The organism is Streptomyces sp. NPDC058650, from assembly GCF_042717315.1.
In the GTDB taxonomy this organism is placed as follows: domain Bacteria; phylum Actinomycetota; class Actinomycetes; order Streptomycetales; family Streptomycetaceae; genus Streptomyces.
Genome location: NZ_JBHXRL010000002.1, coordinates 40,328 through 59,151 on the forward strand (window position 1 = coordinate 40,328; position 18,824 = coordinate 59,151).

General features: G+C 72.3%; 21 protein-coding genes. 6 read left to right on the forward strand and 15 right to left on the reverse strand.

The window, feature by feature from the left end; all coding sequences use genetic code 11:
- Window positions 1–45: 45 nt before the first annotated feature.
- From ACFWWU_RS03950 to ACFWWU_RS03960, 3 genes are all read right to left on the reverse strand, one after another.
- Window positions 46–1,122: an ATP-binding protein gene (locus ACFWWU_RS03950; protein WP_384138554.1), complete on the reverse strand. Its 1,077-nt coding sequence runs from the start codon at window positions 1,120–1,122 to the stop codon at window positions 46–48.
- Window positions 1,119–1,856, reverse strand: a complete 738-nt coding sequence (locus tag ACFWWU_RS03955; RefSeq protein ID WP_384138557.1) for a response regulator transcription factor — start codon at window positions 1,854–1,856, stop codon at window positions 1,119–1,121. Before ACFWWU_RS03955 ends, ACFWWU_RS03950 begins: the two co-directional genes overlap by 4 nt.
- Window positions 1,857–1,927: 71 nt before the next feature.
- Window positions 1,928–2,599, reverse strand: coding sequence for a spermidine synthase (locus tag ACFWWU_RS03960; RefSeq protein ID WP_384138560.1), 672 nt, complete (start codon window positions 2,597–2,599; stop codon window positions 1,928–1,930).
- 164 nt (window positions 2,600–2,763) lie between these two features.
- On the opposite strand from ACFWWU_RS03960, the gene ACFWWU_RS03965 reads away from it, so the two are divergent.
- Entirely contained in the window at window positions 2,764–2,943 is a 180-nt protein-coding gene (locus ACFWWU_RS03965; RefSeq protein WP_384138562.1) for a hypothetical protein, read from the forward strand.
- 8 nt (window positions 2,944–2,951) lie between these two features.
- Here ACFWWU_RS03965 and ACFWWU_RS03970 read toward each other — a convergent pair whose 3' ends face one another.
- The 8 genes from ACFWWU_RS03970 to ACFWWU_RS04005 all read right to left on the reverse strand — a co-directional run bounded on the left by ACFWWU_RS03970 (window position 2,952) and on the right by ACFWWU_RS04005 (window position 9,506).
- On the reverse strand, window positions 2,952–3,551 hold the full coding sequence (locus tag ACFWWU_RS03970) for a hypothetical protein (protein ID WP_384138566.1): 600 nt from the start codon (window positions 3,549–3,551) through the stop codon (window positions 2,952–2,954).
- Window positions 3,548–4,873, reverse strand: a complete 1,326-nt coding sequence (locus ACFWWU_RS03975; RefSeq protein WP_384138569.1) for a hypothetical protein — start codon at window positions 4,871–4,873, stop codon at window positions 3,548–3,550. The genes ACFWWU_RS03970 and ACFWWU_RS03975 overlap by 4 nt, the downstream gene beginning before the upstream one ends.
- On the reverse strand, window positions 4,870–5,685 hold the full coding sequence (locus tag ACFWWU_RS03980; RefSeq protein WP_384138572.1) for an ABC transporter ATP-binding protein: 816 nt from the start codon (window positions 5,683–5,685) through the stop codon (window positions 4,870–4,872). The genes ACFWWU_RS03975 and ACFWWU_RS03980 overlap by 4 nt, the downstream gene beginning before the upstream one ends.
- Entirely contained in the window at window positions 5,682–6,566 is an 885-nt protein-coding gene (locus ACFWWU_RS03985; RefSeq protein WP_384138575.1) for a zf-HC2 domain-containing protein, read from the reverse strand. Before ACFWWU_RS03985 ends, ACFWWU_RS03980 begins: the two co-directional genes overlap by 4 nt.
- On the reverse strand, window positions 6,563–7,174 hold the full coding sequence (locus ACFWWU_RS03990; protein ID WP_384138578.1) for an RNA polymerase sigma factor: 612 nt from the start codon (window positions 7,172–7,174) through the stop codon (window positions 6,563–6,565). The genes ACFWWU_RS03985 and ACFWWU_RS03990 overlap by 4 nt, the downstream gene beginning before the upstream one ends.
- Before the next feature lie 54 nt (window positions 7,175–7,228).
- Entirely contained in the window at window positions 7,229–7,912 is a 684-nt protein-coding gene (locus ACFWWU_RS03995; protein WP_384138581.1) for a hypothetical protein, read from the reverse strand.
- A 44-nt stretch (window positions 7,913–7,956) separates the two neighbouring features.
- Window positions 7,957–8,595, reverse strand: coding sequence for a GNAT family N-acetyltransferase (locus ACFWWU_RS04000; RefSeq protein ID WP_384138583.1), 639 nt, complete (start codon window positions 8,593–8,595; stop codon window positions 7,957–7,959).
- 431 nt (window positions 8,596–9,026) lie between these two features.
- Entirely contained in the window at window positions 9,027–9,506 is a 480-nt protein-coding gene (locus tag ACFWWU_RS04005; RefSeq protein WP_384138586.1) for a hypothetical protein, read from the reverse strand.
- Between the two features lie 292 nt (window positions 9,507–9,798).
- Here ACFWWU_RS04005 and ACFWWU_RS04010 point away from each other — a divergent pair, with 292 nt between their 5' ends.
- The 3 genes from ACFWWU_RS04010 to ACFWWU_RS04020 all read left to right on the forward strand — a co-directional run bounded on the left by ACFWWU_RS04010 (window position 9,799) and on the right by ACFWWU_RS04020 (window position 11,805).
- Window positions 9,799–10,224 (forward strand): hypothetical protein, encoded by a 426-nt coding sequence (locus ACFWWU_RS04010; protein ID WP_384138589.1) that lies wholly within the window; start codon window positions 9,799–9,801, stop codon window positions 10,222–10,224.
- A complete protein-coding gene (locus ACFWWU_RS04015) occupies window positions 10,212–10,463 on the forward strand; it encodes a hypothetical protein (protein WP_384138592.1) in 252 nt (83 codons plus the stop codon). The genes ACFWWU_RS04010 and ACFWWU_RS04015 overlap by 13 nt, the downstream gene beginning before the upstream one ends.
- Before the next feature lie 370 nt (window positions 10,464–10,833).
- On the forward strand, window positions 10,834–11,805 hold the full coding sequence (locus ACFWWU_RS04020) for a quinone oxidoreductase family protein (protein ID WP_384138595.1): 972 nt from the start codon (window positions 10,834–10,836) through the stop codon (window positions 11,803–11,805).
- 118 nt (window positions 11,806–11,923) lie between these two features.
- Here ACFWWU_RS04020 and ACFWWU_RS04025 read toward each other — a convergent pair whose 3' ends face one another.
- Complete coding sequence (locus ACFWWU_RS04025) at window positions 11,924–12,895, reverse strand: hypothetical protein (protein WP_384138598.1); 972 nt, start codon at window positions 12,893–12,895, stop codon at window positions 11,924–11,926.
- Between the two features lie 43 nt (window positions 12,896–12,938).
- Window positions 12,939–13,259: a TnsA-like heteromeric transposase endonuclease subunit gene (locus ACFWWU_RS04030; RefSeq protein WP_384138601.1), complete on the reverse strand. Its 321-nt coding sequence runs from the start codon at window positions 13,257–13,259 to the stop codon at window positions 12,939–12,941.
- Between the two features lie 453 nt (window positions 13,260–13,712).
- Here ACFWWU_RS04030 and lon point away from each other — a divergent pair, with 453 nt between their 5' ends.
- Entirely contained in the window at window positions 13,713–16,130 is a 2,418-nt protein-coding gene (lon, locus tag ACFWWU_RS04035) for an endopeptidase La (RefSeq protein WP_384138604.1), read from the forward strand.
- A gap of 121 nt (window positions 16,131–16,251) precedes the next feature.
- A complete protein-coding gene (locus ACFWWU_RS04040) occupies window positions 16,252–16,851 on the forward strand; it encodes a DUF4240 domain-containing protein (RefSeq protein ID WP_384138606.1) in 600 nt (199 codons plus the stop codon).
- Here ACFWWU_RS04040 and ACFWWU_RS04045 read toward each other — a convergent pair.
- On the reverse strand, window positions 16,848–17,762 hold the full coding sequence (locus ACFWWU_RS04045) for a lytic polysaccharide monooxygenase (protein ID WP_384138608.1): 915 nt from the start codon (window positions 17,760–17,762) through the stop codon (window positions 16,848–16,850). The genes ACFWWU_RS04040 and ACFWWU_RS04045 overlap by 4 nt on opposite strands.
- 197 nt (window positions 17,763–17,959) lie before the next feature.
- On the reverse strand, window positions 17,960–18,790 hold the full coding sequence (locus ACFWWU_RS04050; RefSeq protein WP_384138611.1) for a lysozyme: 831 nt from the start codon (window positions 18,788–18,790) through the stop codon (window positions 17,960–17,962).
- Between the last annotated feature and the right edge of the window lie 34 nt (window positions 18,791–18,824).

The window sequence follows — 18,824 nt, forward strand, 5'->3', positions numbered from 1 at the left end:
CGCTCACCTACACGCAGAACGTGCTCTTCCGGTTCGAACCCTACGTCAATCTCTTGGGGGAAGGCTGCCCGGAAGAGTGACCCGGATGCGGCAGCCGCGTGACGATTCGGCCACGCCGATCCCGCCACCGTGCAGATCCACGGCCCAGCGGGCGATCGCGAGCCCGAGCCCGGTGCCGCCGTCGCTGCCCGGACCCTGCCGGTGCGCCGCCGTGCCGCGGTTGAACCGCTCGAAGACCTTGTGCCGCTCCGACTCCGGGATGCCGGGGCCCTCGTCCTCGACCTCCAGCTCCAGCGAGTCCGGATACGGTCCGCGCCGGGCCCGGACCGTGACCCGGCCGTGCGGCGGCGAGTGCTTCACCGCGTTGTCGATCAGATTGGCCATCACCTGGTGGAGCCGCTCCGCGTCCGCGTGGGCGACCAGCTCGGGCGGCGACACGTCCAGGTGCAGATGCACGTCCGTACGGTTGTGCAGCCCCGAGGTGGAGAACAGGCCGCGCTGGGACGCCGCCAGGTTCGCCTCCCGCAGTACGCCCGACAGGTACGGCCAGACCTCGAAACGGCTTGCCTTCAGCGTGACGACACCGTTGTCAAGACGTGACAGGTCCAACAGCGTCTCCACCAGCCGGCCCAGCCGCTCCGTCTGCTTCAGCGCCGAGCGCATCGTCTCCGGATCGGCCTCGGACACCCCGTCCACGACGTTCTCCAGGACGGCCCGGAGCGCGGCGATCGGGGTGCGCAGCTCGTGCGACACGTTGGCGACCAGCTCCTTGCGGTGCCGGTCGACGGCCTCCAGGTCGTCCGCCATGCGGTTGATCGTCGAGGCGAGGTCGCCCAGCTCGTCCCGCCGGTCCGCGCCCCGCACCCGGCGGCTGAAGTCGCCGCGCGAGATCGATCCGGCCACCGTGGTCATCTCGTCGAGCGGAGCCGTCAGGGACTGCGCCACGAACTGGGTGATCAGCAGCGTCGCGATCATCGCGAAGATCGTGATGTACCGGAACTCGGTGGAGGTGCGGATCGCCACCAGGGCGAGACACGAGGTCAACAGGACCGCGCCGACGACCAGGGCCCCCAGCTTGGTCTTGATCGAGATGACGATGCGCCTCCCCGGCCGCCGGCTCACGGCGCCGGGGTCTCCAGCGCGTACCCCACGCCGTGGACCGTACGGATGCGCTCGGCTCCGATCTTCCGGCGCAGCGCCTTGATGTGGCTGTCCACGGTCCGGGTGCCGGAGGCGTCCGCCCAGTCCCACACCTCGGCGAGGAGCTGCTCGCGCGAGAGGACCGCCCTCGGGGTGCTCGCCAGACAGACCAGCAGGTCGAACTCGGTCGGCGTCAGGTGCACGTCCTCGGAACGCACCCGGACCCGGCGCTGCGCGTGGTCGATCTCCAGCTCGCCGAGGCGCAGGATCCCGCTGCGCGGGGTGACGGCCGCCTGCGCGGCCCGCTCGACCCGGCGCAGCAGGACGTGCACCCGGGCCGCGAGCTCGCGCATCGAGAACGGCTTCGTCATGTAGTCGTCCGCGCCGACGCCGAGCCCGACCAGCATGTCGGTCTCGTCGTCCCGTGCCGTGAGCATGAGGACGGGGACGGGACGCTGCGCCTGGACCCGGCGGCACACCTCCAGGCCGTCGAAGCCCGGGAGCATCACGTCCAGGACCATCAGGTCCGGCTGCCATGCCTCGGCGGCGTCGACGGCCGCGGGGCCGTCCGTCGCGGTCTGGACGAGAAAGCCCTCGGCGCGCAGCCGCGCGGAGATCGCCTCGACGATCGTCGCGTCGTCCTCGACCACGAGCACCCGCCGCTGGGCCCCGGGAGTGGCCGCCGCACCGTGGTGAGTGGTGTGTGTCTGCTCCATTGCCCCGCCTCGCGTCGCCGATGTCGGTGCAGCAGCCTAGAGGTACGGGTGGTGTCCCGGCTATCCAGGAGCTATCGGGGGCGTACGGCGAGGTGGACCGCGTCGGGGACGCCCCGGGCAACGGGGATCTCTTCGGTCCGTACCCCGCTGAATCCGGCATTCCGCAACGAGTCTTCGAAATCGACCGAGGGGCGTGCGGACCATACGGCGAGGACGCCGCCGGGGTTCAGGCGGGCCGCGCAGGCCGCCAACCCCTCGGCCGAGTACAGGGTTTCGTTGTCCTCGGTGACCGTCCAGTCCGGCCCGTTGTCGATGTCCAGGCAGAGGGCGTCGTAGGTGTCGGAGGAGGTGCGGAGGTAGGTCACCAGGTCCGTGTGCAGGATCACGGTCCTCGGATCGGCCAGCGCGCTCCCGGAGATCGACGAGAGCGGCCCTTCCCGGTGCCAGTCGATGATCGCCCCCTCACGCTCGGCGACGGCGATCCGGCCCCAGCGCGGGTCGGCCGCCGCGTGCGCGAGGGAGAAGCCGACCTCGAGGCCGCCGACGAGGACGGAGGCGCCGGAGCGGGACTCCTCGGGCAGGGCGGCCAGGGCCGCGTCGACGAGCAGCCGCTCGGAGCGCCCGTCGGAGGTGTCCATCAGGAAGGTGCCGTTGGCGATGATCTCGAAGTGCTCGGCCCGGCGGCGCAGCACGACCTCTCCGTACGGTCCTTCGCGGCGGTCGAGGGTCACGGGGGAGGGCATCGTCGATGTCTCCGCTCTCGGCTCGGCAGTCGGTCCCGGCCATCCTCGCGGGGCGGGGGCGGCCGGGACAAACACTTAACGGAGTCGCGCGGTTACCGAGTGACCGGAATCACGGGGTCGCCCGGATCGCCGACGGCTGCGGATCACCCGGGCCGGAGGAGGCCGTGCGGCGCGGGGAGCTGCGCGCCGGCATCGACTGCCGGTCCGTCGGCCAGGAGCACATCGCCGTCATGCACGGCCCGCAGATCCAGTGGGCCCTGGACCCGGAGTCGATGGACGTTCCCGCGCGCGTCCGGTCCTTCCTGGCGCGGCAGTACGCGGAGATGGCGGCGCCGCGGGGGTGACGGGAGGCTCAGGACTCGCCGGCTGTACGCCGGGAGCCCCGCCACGCGTACAGCGCCGTACCCGCCGCGAAGGCGACGGCGGCGACCGCCCACGCCTCGCCCTCCGGGCCGGGGCGCGTCACCCAGGCCCACCACGCCGCGCCGCCGTCCGCGCCGGAGGGCGCCGCCAGATAGACCACGCCCGCGTAGAAGGTCGGCGGCAGCCAGCTCAGCCGGGCACCGACGAGGGCGGCGGCGGCCGCCGCCACGCCCACCAGCCCCAGGGTGTTGCGTACGACGGCGGGCGCGCCGAACTCCTCTGCGTGCCCCGGCACCCCGAGCGCGAGCAGGGCCACGGCCAGCGCGGTCGGGGCGAGGACGTGCGCGAGACGGCGGGGCCACCAGGCCCGTACCGCCGTACGGTCCAGCTCGTCGCTCGGCGTGTGCAGACTCGTCCCGATCACCCCCGCCGCGAGCAGCGGGCCGAGGACCACGACCGGCAGCCGCGCCGTGTGGTCGAAGTCCGGCAGCGACACCAGCCACCAGGCCGCCCAGGCGGCGGCCGCCGCCGTGCCGAGCAGGGCGGCCAGCGCGCCGGGCAGGCCACGGGAGCGCAGGTAGTGCCTCACGGGATCGGCACCTCGTCCGGGTGGCAGGTGTTCGCGGCCAGGAAGCGGGTGAGGTAAGCACGCCGCTCGGCCGGGGACTTGGCCTCCAGCCGGTCGATGTAGGGCTGGGCTGCGGTGGTGTCGGGGCCGTAGCCGTCCGGGGTCGGCGCCAGCCACTCGATCACGGCGAGGTTGACGGTGCTCGCCCGCTCGGCGTCCGGACCTGTGCCGTCGCCGGGTTGGCAGGAGTCCGAGAACAGCCAGTTCACGGCGGAGTTGAGGAACAGATCGGGGTGGGCGAGCCGGTCGCGTACCGCGTCCTGCCGGACGGCGGGCAGCGCGACGTCTCCGGGGCGCGCGGGTCCGCCCAGGCCGCTCACCCAGCGGACCGGGGCGCCGGGCACCCCCTTGAGGCGGGCGTTCAGCGGGGCGAGAGCCGCCGAGACATCGGGCAACAGCCCCTCGTCCACCGCCGTCAGGCACACCTGCGGCGTGCCGTCGTCGCAGACCTGCCGGGACAGGGCCGGGTCCTGGCGCCACGGACCCTCGTCCGCCGGCAGCCGCAGGATCAGGGCGGCGGCGCCGACCGCGACGGCCAGCGGGACCAGGGCGAGCACCCGGAGGCGGGCCGGGCGCAGCCCGTACGCGAGGAGCGCGGCGAGCGCGAGCCCCGCCGTCCACGCCATCGACGCCGGGCCGAACCACCACACCGGCCGGTCCCAGAAGAACTGGTGCTCGCCCGCCGGGCCGAGCCAGCGCGCGGGACCTGTCGTGTAGGCGGCGAGCCCGAGGACGACGTACCCGACGATCCCGAGCAGCGGAGCCGCCAGCCGCCACCGGATGATCCGACCGGCGAGATGGCCGAGCGCGCCGAGGGCGGCGACGGCGACCGCGTCGGCGGCGAGGAGTTCGAGGTAGGGGCGCCCCGCGGAGACGTACGGCCAGGTGGCGAGGAGGCAGACGGCGTCGGCGAGCAGCAGCCCGGCGGCGGGCCAGAGCGCGGACGGGGCGACCGTGACCAGGAGGCGGCGCAGCGGGGAGCGGGGGACGGACTCCCACAGTTCCGTCGTCCCGCGCCGCCGGTCCCGGCCGCCCTGCCAGCAGCCCGCCGCGAGCGCGAGGGGCCCGCAGAGCAGTCCGGCGGCGACGTGGAGCAGGTTGGTCGCATCGGCCCAACGGCCCTGCCATTCGGGCGCCTTGCCGTACATCGTCACGAGCACGGTGAGCGCGACGGCGGCGCCGGCCCAGGGGCCGAGGCCGCGGCGCAGCTCGGAGCGCAGCGGGGCGGGCGCACGCACGGGCGCCGGCCTCTCCGCGCGGGGCGGGGTGAGGGTGGCGGTCATCGGAGCGGCTCCTTCACGCGCTGCCCGGCGCCGGGCGTGCCGGTGCGCTCGCGGTGGGTGCGGAGGGCGGCCGTGTAGCCGCGCTCGATCGCGTTCGTCGTCGTGTCGCCGGGATCGGCCGACTCGCCGCCGAGCGCGGCGAGTTCGGCGGTCGAGCCGCGGAAGGCGAGCCGTCCCGCCTCGATCAGGGCGACCTCGCTGCACGCCGCGGCGACGTCCTCCACCAGGTGCGTGGAGACCACCACCGTCGCCTCCGCGCCGAGCTCGCGCAGCAGCGCCCGGAAGTCGACGCGCTGCTCCGGGTCCAGGCCCGCCGTCGGTTCGTCGAGCAGCAGCAGCTCCGGTTCGTTCACGACGGCCTGGGCGATGCCCGCCCGCCGGAGCATGCCGCCCGAGAGCGTCTTCATCCGCGCGTCGATCCGGTCGGCCAGCCCGACGCGCTCGACGGCCCGCTCCACGGCCGCCGCGGCCTGGTCCGCCGGCACCTCCTTCAGCCAGGCCACGTACGCGACGAACTCCCGGACCGTGAACCCCGGGTAGTAGCCGAACTCCTGGGGCAGGTAGCCGAGTCGGCGCCGGATCGCGGTGCGTTCACGGTGGCTCCCGACGTCCCCGCCGAGGAGCTCCACCCGCCCGGAGGTGGGCGCGGCGACGGTCGCGAGGACCCGGATGAGCGAGGTCTTCCCGGCGCCGTTCGGGCCGAGCAGGCCGTGGACGCCGGGGGAGAGGGACAGATCGAGCGCGTCGAGGGCGACGGTACGGCGGTGGCGGACGGTCAGTCCGGTCACCGCGACCGTGGCGGGGTGGTTCACCGGGTCTCCAAGTGGTCGAAGGAACGGCGCCGCAGCACGAGGAGGGCCGCGCACGCGAGTGCGGCGGCGGCCCAACTCCCCTGTGCCGTAGGGCCGGAGTAGTAGCGGGCGAGCGCGTCGGCGGCACTGCCCGTGCCCGCCCCCGTCTGTCCGAGGAGCGGGCCCGTCACGGCGAGCAGCCACCCGCCGGCGAGGGTCGCGGCCGCCGCCCGGCAGCCGACGAACGAGCCGAGCGCGAGGGTCGCCAGAGTCAGTGCCAGCCCCGGCAGCAGCCAGGCGGCCGCCCCGGGGAACCCGGCCACCGGCGGCAGCAGCGCCCCGCCCGCGGTCAGCAGCGGCACACAGACGGCGAGCACGGCGGCGGTACGGGTGAGCAGCAGCCGCAGCCCGCCGGAGGGCGTGGCGGCGGTGATCTCGTACAGGGGGTCGGCGTGGCGTCCGTACGAGACGGCCACCCCGCCGAGCGGGAGGACCGGGGACATGGCGAGCAGCCAGCTCCGCGCGCCCTGGAACCCGGCGCCGTAGGCCAGGGCGAAGGCACCGCCCAGGACGAGCGCCACGGCCACCACCCAGGATCCGCGCAGCGCGGGCCCCGCGGCCCACCAGAGCCGCGCCCACCGCCCGAGAGGGCTCGCCGGGGCCGCCGGCGCGACGGCCGGCCGGTGTTCCACGGAGGTCAGGAGCTCCGCCCGTACGGCGGCCAGGACCGGGCCCGCGGCCCCCGCGCGGACGGCGGCCGAGACGCGGCCCGCGCAGGCGGAGCAGGACTCGACGTGCTTCTCCAGGGACCAGGCGTCCGTCTCGGGGGCCGAGCCCTCCGCGTACCGGAGAGCGAGCGCGTCGGTGACGTGCCAGTCGGAGGCGGGTCGGGGGGACGTCATGCGGTGCCTCCCAGGGGATACGGGCCGGCGCCGAGGGCGGCGCGCAGTTCGCGGCGGGCGCGCAGGGCGCGGGTCTTGACGGTGCCCTCGGGTATGCCGAGCAGCCGGGCGGTCTCGCGGGTCGTCAGACCGTCGACGACGGTGGCCCGCAGGACCTCGGCGAGCTCGGGCGAGATCCGGTCGAGGGCGGCGCCCACCTCCCCGTACTCCAGGCCCGCGAGCACGCGTTCCTCGGCGGAGGGCGCGGGGGCGGCGGGCTCCGGCGGCGCGGCGGCGGCCCGTTCGGTGCGTTCGGCGCGGGCCCGGGCGCGCTGGGCGTCGACGAGCCGCCGGGCGGCGATCACCCAGAGCCAGCCGCCGGCCTCGCCCCGGCCGCGGTGGCCGCCGGCCGAGCGCCAGACCGTGACGAAGGTGTCCTGGAGGACCTCCCGTACGGTCTCCTCGTCCGGGCAGCGGCGGGCGAGCCGGGCGTGCAGCCAGCCGGCGTGCCGGTCGTAGAGGACGGCGAGTGCCTCGGTGTCCCCGCGGGCGACGGCACGCAGCAGCGCCGCGTCGTCGTCCTCGTCTCCCCCTGTGGGGCCTGCCCCTGAGGGGCGCAACAGTCTCACGCCCTCTCTATCGCGTACGGACCCCGGTTCGGTTCACGGCGGGTCCGGCACGCCCTACGGGCTCGTCGGCGGCCCGCCGTCCGGCAGCGCGGCGAAGACGCGCTGGAGGGCCGGCGGGCGTTCGCCGTCGCCCGAGACGACGAGGCGGTGGCGGTGCGTGATGACGTACTGGAACCCGTCGGCGATCGGGCTGCCGGTGGGCCGGTTCGGGACCCGCGCGTACGCCGGGTCCTCCAGGGCGGCCCGCAGTTCGGCGGCCTCCGCGGGCGTCTGCTGCCCGGTCCGCGGCGGCTTCGTGCCGGAGCGGCTGGTCCAGCTGCCGTCGTAGTGGACGACGAGCTGATTGCGGACCCCGGCGAGGCCGCCGCTGACGACCACCTCGACGAGGACCTCCCCGGGCTGGGGCTCGTCACGGGGAGCGGTCGCGCTCGCGGTCACGGGCGCGCTCGCGTCAGCCGTACGCGTCGGCTCGGCGGTCCGAGACGGTTCGGTCGTACGCGTCGGCTCCGCCGTCCGGCTCGGATCGGTCGTACGGGTCGTCCCGGTCGTCCCGGTCGGTGCGCCCGGTGTGTCCGGCGCGCTCGCCCCCGATGTCGGTCCGTCCGTCGGTCCGCCCGACGCCGGTCCGCCCGGCGCCGGGGGCGCCCCGGGCCCGCAGGCGCTCGCGCCGCCGGCCAGGACCGCCGCCAGCAGCAGGGCCCCGCACCACTTCCCCCGTACGCCTCGGCCTCGCACCATGGATCGAGCATGCCCCGTACGGGGTGGCCCGCGCAGCCGGACGGTCAGGTTCCCGATCGGACGATCCCGGTGAGGGGCCCGTGGTAGCGCCAGTCGAGGGCGTCGTACAGCGCGAGGCCGTCCGTGGTCGCGGCCAGGACACCGGTCTCGGCGCCGGCCTGCGCGGCGGCCGCCTCCAGGGTCCGCATGACGTTCGCGCCGAGGCCGCGCCGCCGGTGCGCGGGGTCGGTCTCGATCTGGTCGGCGACGGCGGTGGAGCCGGTCGGGGCGATCTGGCCGCGCGCGGCCAGGGTGCCGTCCGGGGCGAGGACGCGGACCCGGATGACCCCGTCCCGGACCTCGGTGGTCCGCGCGTACCCCTCGGGCGGCGCGGGGCGGGCCCCGGGATCCAGCGGCTTGACCATCATGAAGCCCGGGTCGTCGGGGACCGTCCACCCCTCGGTGATCCACGGCGCCACCTCCTCCGGGGTCGCCATCACCTTGAGCCAGCTGTACGGCTCGGTGAGCCGCGCGCAGAGCGCGCCGACGGAGGCCGCGTCGGGGGCGGGCAGCACGTGGCGTACGACGTGCCGGGGCAGGCCGACGTCGATCCGGTAGCCCCAGGGCTCGGCGACGGCGGGCGGCGTCGCCCGGGAGACGGTCCAGCCGGCCACCCAGGCAGAGGTAATAGCTCCCATATCCATGGAGGTATTACATCGGCAGCTCGCGGCCTTGCGCGAGTGTCCTTTGCATGTGATGTCTGCGACACCATGACTCGATGGCCTGCGGCTCGAGCACGACGGCTGCGAGCTCTTCGCCGTTCGCGAGGAGGGAACGTTCGGCTGAACGCGTGGCCAGGACGGCCTCTTCGTAGCCCGCTGTAACGACTTCGTCTGGCCCCGACCGAGGAGCGATTTGGAGTGGCCGTCTTCGGTTGAACGGGGGTGAGATCGAGGCTGTCATCGAGGCGCCGGCCGAAGATGTCGCGCGGTTCCGCGAGGTCCTCGCGCAGGTGCTCACCTATGGGCGAGTGGACGCCATGCCCACGCTGCTATCGGTCTGACGACAGGGGGCCAGCTCAAACGGTTCATCCCGACACAAGATCAGGTCCCAGGCATGTCGGCTGGAGGGCTTTTCAGGCGTCGGTCTGGCCCGGGCCATCGTAGTAGCCGGGCCGGGCCAGGAGGACCGTAGTGAAGTAGTAGCCCTGCTCTTCATGGGGTTCGTCATCGGCTTCGAACGGGCGCCAAAAACTCAGCAACAGATCCGGCGCGACGAACGACGCGGGATCGTCTGGATCGGCGGCGATCGTCGTCAGCGCGGCCATGCGCCTCACGACTTCGCGGGCCGGAAGGGCGAAGACGTCGATGCCGCGGAAGAGGACAGCGTCCGACGAGTTGGACGGGCGTCCGAACTCCACCGATTCCAGGCTGTCGCGCATGTATCCCATGCTGATCATCAGGCCGCTCGGTCGGAAGATGTGCTGCCCCGGGCGGTCGGACGGCGAGACATCTGTGGGCTCGCGCAGCAACTGGAGTGCGCTGTCAGCTTCCCGACGCGACATGCCTATGCGCAGCGGTCCGACTCCGATGGGAGGGGCGAGCTCGAAGTTCATGGCTGCATGGTGTCACGGGCGACTCCCGGGGATGGATTGAGTGGCTGCGTCGGCTTCTTCGGGAGGCGTTTGTCGTTTACTTTGGGAGGCGGTCGAGGGCCGGTTCCTTGACCAATGTCGGTGAGTTTTGAAGGCACAGGGTCCCGGTAGTAATTGCCGTAAGACCAACGGAAATCGCTGACCTGCATTGATGTGACGCCGGCGGGTCCGGAGCGGTCCGGTGTACGGGTTTGGGATTCGGGATTCGGCGAATGCCTCTTTGCGGCGTGTGGGCGCTACTACGCTCCCTGGGGTGACCAATCCGCTGCTGCCTCCGCCCGTTGCCCCGTCCGACCTGCTGAAGGTTCTCGAGGTGCTGGGCGTCAAGTTCAGCACCGGCCCTGACACCGGGAAGAAAGTGGATCTGGTCCTCGGTCTCTCGCACGGGTTGATCGGGGCGGCTGAGCAGTACGCGATGCGCGCCGAGCAGGCCGCCCGATCGGTCGGAGCAGCGATCGACGACATTGGTGAGGCCACCGGGCAGGCGTTCAACGCGGCCGGCTGCCGCAGTGTCAGCGAGGAAATCGCGCTGCTCTCCTGGCGGGCGCAGCGCCATGCCCAGGCGGTCGGCCAGGTCAATGAGAACTATCCGCCAGATGAGTTGATGAAGACCATCGCGCTGGTTCGGCAGCTTTGTCGGGTCTGCTGTCTGCGGCGCAGAAGCCTGTGCTCACGCTGAACCGGGCGCTGGCCATCGCGATGGCCCAGGGGCCAGGTGCGGGTCTGGCCCTGCTCGACACCCGCGACGCCGACCCTCGCATAACCGGCAGCCACCGCCTCGCGGCGGTGCGGGCCCAACTGCTCGACCTGGCCGGTGACCACGAGACCGCAGTCACGCACTGTCGCGCCGCCGCGGAGCAGACCACCAGCCGCTCCGAACGGGAATGCCTCCTTCGACAGGCCCACCGAACCTCCTGAGCTGGCACGCTGAACGATGCTCGACCGCAGCCTCGGGCTCTAGGGTCTGTCGTTTGGATCAGGCCGGATCAGGGAGCGGCGTCTGGTGGCGTGCATCGCAAGGCGGAGGAGGGAGTCGACGTGGTGGGGGTACCTCCCGTGCCCGAAGGGCTACGGGGGACGTCGGCGAGTGACGACAACGCGGCGAGGCGCGGTGCCAGGCGCCGCGAGCCCGGCACGATCCAAACGACAGGCCCTAGGGCAGTTGCCGCGGCACGGCCGGCTTCATGTCGCTGACCTGAACGTGACGGCTACGACACCTCACCGCGAGCGGAAATAGGATCGCCACGAGTGGAGTTGGTGAGGGAAGTTTGCCGTTTCAGGAGGGGTCATGCGAGCGATTCAGATGTCCGAAGTGGGCGGTCCCGAGGTGCTGCGACTGGTCGATATCGATCAACCGACGCCGGGCCCGGGCCAAGCGGTCGTGGAGGTCGCCGCGTCCGGCGTCAACTTCCTCGACATATACCACCGCCAGGGCCGGTACACTCTCCCGCTGCCCTTCACCCCGGGCACTGAGGGCACGGGCACGGTCCTCGAGGTCGGACCCGGCGTCACCCACGTCGCTGTGGGAGACCGGGTCGGCTGGGTGGAGATTCCCGGCACCTATGCCGAGCAGGCCGTCGTGGACTCCTCCCGGCTCGTGCCCCTGCCCGACGGCGTCGACTTCGAGGCCGCCGCCGCCGTGCTGCTGCAGGGCATGACGGCGCACTACCTCGTCAAAGACGCCTACCCGGTCCAGCCAGGCGACACGGTGCTCGTGCACGCTGCTGCCGGCGGCATGGGGCTTCTGCTGACTCAGCTCATCACCCATCTCGGCGGCAGAGTGATCGGCACAACCTCGACACCGGAGAAGGCCCAGCTGGCGCGGCGCGCCGGGGCCGCCGAGGTGATCCTCTACTCAACAGTGGACGATCTCGCGGCCGAGGTGAAGCGGCTCCATAACGGCCAGGGCCTGCCTGTCGTCTTCGACGGCGTTGGCAGGGACACCTTCGATGCGAGCCTCGCCAGCCTGCGAACCCGCGGCCACCTGGTGCTCTTCGGTGCCGCGAGTGGTGCGGTGCCGCCCTTCGACCCCATCCGGCTCGCCCAGGGCGGTTCGCTGACCCTGATCCGGCCAAGCCTCGGGCACTTCATCGCCGATCGGTCCGAGTTGCTCCGACGCGCCGCCGACGTGCTTGAATTGGTGCGCACCAAGGTGCTTGAGACCACCGTGACGGCCCGCTACCCGCTCGCCGAGGTCGCCCAAGCTCACCGCGATCTGGAGGCTCGGCGTACCACCGGCAAGCTACTCGTCATCCCGTAGGCACGGGGTATGGAAAGCAGCCGGTAGCGGATTTCCCCAGGGAGACGCCTACCGCACCAACATTGGCTCCGAACCAGACGGGCCAGCACGACGGTCACGGCGGATCGTCACATACAGCTCAACCTTGGACACGGATACCCGCATGCGGGCTCCCAACGGACAGCACACCGATCCTCTCACCGCGAGACCCGGCCAGGAGCAGGGAGGCGTCCACCGCTTTGGTGCCCACCGGCCGCAGCATGGCGGCGCAGATGGTGCGTGTGGCGACGTCGACTGCGATCGTCAGGTCCGCGCGAGCCGTCAGCCCGGAGTCGAGGACCACCATCACGTCCAGCGGTGTGGAATCGATCTGCACCTGTTCACCAGGCCGTGCGGCGAAGGTCGGTGTGAACGGCTTCTGCGGTCGGTTCGCGGTCTGCCGGCGGGTGACAGCAGAGCCGAAGGTGTGCCGTCCGGTGGAGAGTCGGTCCGCAAGCTTGTAGGGGGTGCTGCGGCCCGGGATGGGCACCACACCCGGACCGTGCGTCTCCTCGACCTGCTTGATCACGCGGCGGATCAGCCGTGAACGGGTGCCGGTGGACGAGGAGGTCTCCGCGGCGACAGCCTCTTCGATGACGGTGACCAGGCGGGCATCGGCCCGTCCTGTCGTGTCCGCGAGCCGGGTCGTGCGCTGGTCCACCAATCCCCACAGACCTTGCCGGGCATAGGCGTATCGCCGTCCCTGGACGGTGCGGATCCCGACCCCGAGCTCTGCCGCCTTGGCGGTATCGCGATCGGCAAGGGAGCGGGTGGACGGGTTGTATTCGGGCCGTGGGGTAGACCCGACTGGCGCGTCCGAGGGCAGGGCCGTTTCGACTTCCACCACATGGCGTTCCCACTCCTGTGCGGCGGCCAGCACTGGTGCCGGAACCGTACTCAGCAGCCCGGCCGGCTCCAGTTCGGGCAGAAGGTCCGCGCCGGTGACCGCGAACCTTGGCGAGGCCGTCAAGTAGGAAGCCAGCACCACCGTTTCCGAGCCGTCTGAGGAGCGGAGCCGCACCGAGGTCCCCGACAGAGCCACCACCTGGTGGTCGGTGTCGTCGAAGCTCACCCAATCACCGGTTCGCAGACGAAAGCATCACCTCGAAGCGGCATTAGCCCACCTCCGGCGAGACGAGCGACGCGGCGTGCAGCGGAACCGACAGATCCACGGCCAGCTCGTGGCGCCAGAGCAGGTGGAACAGCACCGGCAACACGGCGATCGGATCTCCGGCGAGGTCGGCGCCGTCTATCAGTGGGCGAGGTTCGGCGAACACGTTCAGCAAGGTGGAATCGACATGCTCCAAGCGGTGCCGTGGGTGCCGGTAGCCCGCCAGCCGCCGCACATTTCCGACAACGATCGGATCAGGCATTCCGACCAGCCGGAATTCCCATCCCAGGACCTCACATGCCTTCCGAGTCGCCTCGAATTTCACCCAGTCCCGCGGCTTGCGCCGGTCCGCTGATGTGTCCGCCGACCGTCGACGACCACCACAGCCCCGGTAGGTGTCGCTGCCCTTCGTACGAGTGGAACCCGCGCACGGGCATCACTGACTCGAACCGCACCGCCCACGCGTCCGACAGCGGGCGTCGGATCTCCGATCCGTCCGGATCGATGTACGAGACCTCAAAGCCCTCGATCGGAGGCCCCGCCACTCCGCCGGGTACAACGTGCAATCCCTGGTCCACGCCGAGCTACCAGCACCTGCCTCGCAAGGTCACCCCGGACGCCGCAAGATCCCTCGCAATGTTGAACCGGACCTCGCAAGGTTCACCGCTACACGACAAGCGCGAGAGTGATCGCTCAGAGCGAACTGCCGTCGGGGAACATTCCTGGGCTCACGTGCATTGAGTCCGTACAGCTCAACTTGACTGCCGAAGGGGAGATCATGGCTTCTGCGTCCACGGCGTCCGCGCCGCTCACTCTGCCTGTGCTGCCGCTCGACGACGAGGTCGTGCTGCCCGGAATGGTGGTGCCGCTGGACCTGTCCGACAACGACGTACGGGCCGCCGTCGAGGCCGCCCAGGCCGCCGCCCGCCCCGGCGGCGGCAAACCGCGGGTGCTGCTCGTGCCCCGCGTCGACGGGACCTACGCCGGGACCGGTGTCCTCGGCACCGTCGAGCAGGTGGGGCGCCTGTCCGACGGCGACCCCGGTGCGCTGATCCGCGCCCTCGGCCGCGTCCGCATCGGTGCCGGTACGACCGGACCCGGCGGCGCCCTGTGGGTCGAGGGCAGCACGGTCGAGGAGACGCTGCCCGACCCGCTGCCCGGCTCCGTGACCGAGCTGGTCAGGGAGTACAAGGCGCTGGCCACCAGCTGGCTCAAGAAGCGCGGCGCCTGGCAGGTCGTCGACCGCGTCCAGCAGATCGACGGCGTCGGCGCCCTCGCCGACAACTCCGGCTACTCGCCCTTCCTCACCGTCGAGCAGAAGGTCGAGCTCCTGGAGACCGCCGACCCGGTCGCCCGCCTCAAGCTCGCCACCGCCCAGCTCCGCGAGCACCTCGCCGAGCAGGACGTCGCCGAGACCATCGCCAAGGACGTCCAGGAGGGCGTCGACAAGCAGCAGCGCGAGTTCCTCCTGCGCCGCCAGCTCGAAGCCGTCCGCAAGGAGCTCCGCGAGCTCGGCGACGGAACCGACTCGCCGGCCGACGAGTCCGACGACTACCGCGCCCGCGTCGAGGCCGCCGACCTGCCCGAGAAGGTCCGCGAGGCGGCCCTCAAGGAGGTCGACAAGCTGGAGCGGTCCAGCGACCAGTCCCCGGAAGGCTCCTGGATCCGCACCTGGCTCGACACGGTCCTCGAACTTCCCTGGAACGAAAGGACCGAGGACCAGTACGACATCCCGGGCGCCCAGGCCATCCTCGACGCCGAGCACGCGGGCCTGGAGGACGTGAAGGAGCGGATCACCGAGTACCTCGCCGTGCGCAAGCGGCGGGCCGAGCGCGGGCTCGGCGTCGTCGGCGGCCGCCGCGGCGGAGCCGTCCTCGCCCTCGTCGGCCCGCCCGGCGTCGGCAAGACCTCGCTCGGTGAGTCCGTCGCCCACGCCATGGGCCGGAAGTTCGTCCGCGTCGCCCTCGGCGGCGTCCGCGACGAGGCCGAGATCCGCGGCCACCGCCGGACCTACGTCGGCGCCCTGCCCGGCCGGATCGTCCGGGCGATCAAGGAGGCCGGGTCCATGAACCCGGTGGTCCTGCTCGACGAGATCGACAAGGTCGGCTCCGACTTCCGGGGCGACCCGGCGGCAGCCCTCCTCGAAGTCCTCGACCCCGCGCAGAACCACACCTTCCGCGACCACTACCTGGAGGTCGAACTCGACCTCTCCGACGTCGTCTTCCTGGCCACCGCCAACGTGCTCGAAGCCATCCCGGAAGCACTCCTCGACCGCATGGAGCTGGTCAGGCTCGACGGGTACACCGAGGACGAGAAGGTCGTCATCGCCCGCGACCACCTGCTCCCGCGCCAGCTGGAGCGGGCCGGCCTGGAGCCCGGCGAGGTCGTCCTGGAGGACGCCTCCCTGCGGAAGCTCGCCGGGGAGTACACCCGCGAGGCCGGCGTCCGCACCTTGGAGCGCGCCCTCGCGCGACTGCTCCGGAAGGTCACGGCCCAGCACGAACTGGGCGACCGCGAGCTGCCGTTCACGGTCACCCCGGAGGACCTGCGGGACCTCATCGGCCGGCCCCACCACGTACCGGAGTCGGCGCAGGACCCGGCCGAGCGGCGCACGGCGGTGCCGGGCGTCGCCACCGGGCTCGCGGTGACCGGCGCGGGCGGTGACGTCCTCTTCGTGGAGGCGTCCCTCGCCGACCCCGAGACCGGCGCCGCCGGGCTGACCCTCACCGGCCAGCTGGGCGACGTGATGAAGGAGTCCGCGCAGATCGCGCTCTCGTTCCTCCGCTCGCACGGCGCGGAGCTGGAGCTGCCCGTCACCGGACTCAAGGACCGGGGCGTGCACATCCACTTCCCGGCGGGCGCGGTCCCCAAGGACGGGCCGAGCGCGGGCGTCACGATGACGACCGCCCTCGCGTCCCTGCTGAGCGGCCGGCAGGTCCGTACGGACGTGGCCATGACCGGCGAGGTCTCCCTCACCGGCCGGGTCCTCCCGATCGGCGGCGTGAAGCAGAAGCTGCTCGCGGCCCACCGGGCGGGCATCACGACGGTCGTGATCCCCAAGCGGAACGAGGCCGACCTGGACGACGTCCCGGCGGAGATCCTGGAGAAGCTGGAGGTCCACCCGGTGACCGACGTCCGGCAGGTCCTGGACATCGCGCTGGCACCGGCGGCGGTGCCGGTGGCCGTCGCCGCCTGACCGGGCCGAACTCCCCAGCGGCGAGCGGGGTGTCCTTTTCGGGGACACCCCGCTCCGGCGTGCGCGGCTGTCGGTACCCGGATGTCACCGGATGTCAGTCGAGGCTGGCATGCTCGTACGCATGAACGACGACGCCTTCTGGGATCTCATCGACGAGTTGAGCCGCCGGCCCGGTGACCGGGACGAGCGGCTGGAGTGGCTGCGGGCGGAGCTGGTGCGGAGCCCGGAGGCCGAGAGCGTGGCGTTCCAGGTGCGCCTGGAGAAGGCGTGCGAGAGAGCCGACACCCGCGCGGTCTGGACGGCGGCGAACCGCGTCGAGGGCGGCGGCTGCACGGACGACGGCTTCCACTACTTCACGCTCTGGCTGGTGGGGCAGGGGCGGAAGGTGTACGAGTCGGTCGTCGCCGACCCGGACGCCCTGGCCGACGTGCCGGGGATCCGGGCCCTCGTGGGGCGGCACCGTGACGAGTGGGACGACGCCGAGTGGCCCGAGTGGGAGGAGCTCGACTACGTCGCCCAGGACGCGTACGACGAGCTGACCGGCCAGGAGGACGACGAGGGGGACGAGTTCCTCGACGCGGTCGAAGAGGCCGAGGAGGAACTGGCCGACGAGTCCGCGGAGGAGTGGGAAGAGGGCGTCGAGCGCCAGGGCGCCCGGCCGGAGGGGGTGGCCCTGCCCCGGCTCGCCGCCCTCTTCCCGCTCGGGTCGTCCGGCTCCTAGGAGGCGGACGGGTTCCGGCGCCGGCCCAGGAGCAGGGTGCCCCCCGCGAAGGCGGCGAGGGCGCCCGCGCCCGCGAGGGCGAGCGGGAGCGGCGAGGAGGGGGTGGCGGCGGTCTCGGCGGAGAGCGCCGGGGCCTGCTCGTCGCCGCCGTGGCCGGCGTGGCTGACGGTGGACAGGTCGGCCCCCGCCGCGATCTTCGCTTCGGTCGGGGCCTGGGCCGTCAGCTGGGTCTGGCCCTGGCCCGGGGTCTGCTTCTGGCTCTGCGCCGCCGCCGTACCGCCGAAGGTGACGTCCGAGCAGCTGTAGAAGGCCTCGGGGCTGTCGTTGCGCTGCCACACCTTGTAGACGATGTGGCGGCCGGTGCGGGCCGGCAGGGTGCCCGTGAAGGTGTAGTAGCCGTCCGTGGCGGTGCGGGTGGTGTGGTGGACGGCGACCGGGGTCGCGTCCAGGTCCGACCACTTCAGGGGCTGCGTGGGGTCGAAGCCCGCCTTGGTGATGTAGACCGTCATCGTGCCCGAGTGGGCCGCCGTCGCCCGGACCTTGAAGTCGAAGGAGCCCGCCGCGACCGCCGTCGCCGGCCAGTCGGTGCGAGCCCAGTCCAGCGCCCGGTACTTGGCGCGGTTCGCCGAGCAGAGCTTGCCGTCCGGGATGAGGGCCTGGTGCTGCCCGTCGGCGTTGGCGATGTTGACCTCGTTCCAGTCGTAGAGCGGCTGGGTGCCGGAGTCGGCGACGAGGTCCTTGCACACCTGCGACTTGGGCGTCTCGGGGCCTTCGGCGTAACAGGCCGCCACCCGGCTCACGGGGTTGAAGACGGCACCGTGGGCGCCGGCCGTGGCGGGGGTGAGGCCGACGAGGGCGGCGGCGGACAGAGCGGAGGCGGCGACGGCCGAAGTGCGACGGTACGAGGGCATGCGGGGGCTCTCTCTCGTGCGTGGGGGAGTACGGGACGAGCAACGCGCGCTGGGTGCACGGAAGTTGAATTCCGTGCGACCGCCGTAGAGCGTCGCATTGGTCCATACCAATGGGCAAGGGGGTGGGCGGAAAAAGCCGAAGCGGCCCCCGGGGTGCCGTGCACCCGGAGAGCCGCCATGGAGCGAGGAGGGGGAGGTCAGCCGTTGGCGAGCGCCTGTACGCGCGAGAGGTCGCCGTTGAAGTGGTTGTGGTCGCCGACCGTCGGGCCGGACGACGTGTACTGCCACATCGTGTAGTACTGCCAGCCGGCCGGGAGTTCGCCCACCGTCGAGGCGTACCGCGCGATCCACAGCGGGTTCGTCGTGGCGAAGCCGGAGTAGTTGCCGGTGCACTGGGTCCACCAGCTCGTCGCCGTGTAGATGACGGCGTCCCGCCCGGTCCGGGCCTTGTAGCGGTTCAGGAAGTCGCGGATCCAGGTGACCATCCCGGCCTGGGTCTTGCCGTAGCAGGTCGCGCCGTACGGGTTCCACTCGATGTCGAGGACGCCCGGCAGGGTCTTGCCGTCCTTCGACCAGCCGCCGCCGTTGTTGACGAAGTAGTCGGCCTGGGCGGCGCCGGTCGTCGTGTCCGGGGTGGCGAAGTGGTACGTGCCCCGGATCATGCCGATGTTGTACGAGCCGTTGTACTGCTGGGTGAAGTAGGTGTTCTTGTAGTACGTGCCTTCCGTCGCCTTGACGTAGGCCCACTTGACCCCGCTGTTCCACAGCGTGGACCAGGCGACGTTCCCCTGGTGTCCGGAGACGTCCACGCCTTCCGTCTGGACGGCCTGGACCGAGATGCCGCCGGGCGCGCCGTCGCGGCCGTCGTGCTTCAGGACGCCCATGCCCATGGAGGCGGAGCCGCGGGCGGGCACCTGCCGGGTGCCCGGGTCCTGGGCGGCGCCGGCGGAGCCGGCGAGGGGGAGAAGGAGGGCCAGTGCCGCGAGGGCGGCACCGGCGAGGGTCGTTCCGGATCTGTGCACACGCATGCGTGCCTCCGAAAGGCGGTGGGGGACCGATGTC